The 810-nt window shown below is 48.0% G+C and carries 1 protein-coding gene; it reads right to left on the bottom strand.

Annotated elements, in window-relative coordinates; all coding sequences use genetic code 11:
* Nucleotides 1-657: aquaporin Z (aqpZ, locus tag R7Z49_RS24270; protein ID WP_318112263.1), on the bottom strand; the 657-nt coding region annotated here is incomplete at its 3' end.
* Nucleotides 658-810: the final 153 nt, after the last annotated feature.

The following is an 810-nucleotide window of genomic DNA, read 5'->3' as shown; positions in this document are numbered from 1 at the left end:
CGCACCAAGCACGCCACCCACAATAGGCGCAACCCAGAACAGCCATAACTGAGAAACTGCCCAGTCACCTACATACATTGCGACTGCTGTACTACGAGCTGGGTTTACTGAGGTATTAGTCACAGGAATGCTGATCAGGTGAATAAGAGTCAGACACAAACCAATTGCAATAGGCGCAAAACCTTGAGGTGCACGTTTGTCTGTCGCCCCCATGATAACGATAAGGAACATCATCGTCATCACGATTTCAGAAACTAACGCAGCAAGCATTGAGTACTGACCTGGTGAGTGTTCACCATAACCGTTGGCGGCAAAGCCAGAACCAACAACATCAAATCCAGCTTGTCCTGTCGCGATGACATAAAGAATGCCACCAGCGATCAGCCCGCCGATCACTTGTGCGATGATGTAAGGCGCAACGTCTTTTGTATCAAAACGACCGCCAGCCCAAAGGCCAACCGTCACTGCAGGGTTCAAATGGCAACCTGAAATATGACCGATTGCAAATGCCATGGTTAAAACGGTTAAACCAAAGGCCAGAGCGACACCCAGCAGACCAATACCAACATCTGGAAAACCTGCAGCCAACACTGCGCTGCCGCAGCCGCCCAATACTAGCCAGAACGTACCAAAAGCCTCAGCCAAATACTTGTTCATGTTATTTCCTAATTTCTAATTAAATGACCCGCTGAACATAGTCGAGAATTGTCAATAAAGTGTGAGGGAGATCGCGTAAAAACTGCAAATAGGACGGTATGTGGCAAGAGTTCTCAAGGATGAGATAAAAGCAGGGAGAAGAGAGGCTGAATC

It is taken from the genome of Vibrio sp. 1562 (genome assembly GCF_033340155.1).
Lineage (GTDB): Bacteria > Pseudomonadota > Gammaproteobacteria > Enterobacterales > Vibrionaceae > Vibrio > Vibrio alginolyticus.
The sequence above is the reverse complement of the archived record's forward strand: the minus strand, read 5'-3'. Positions and strand labels throughout refer to the sequence as shown.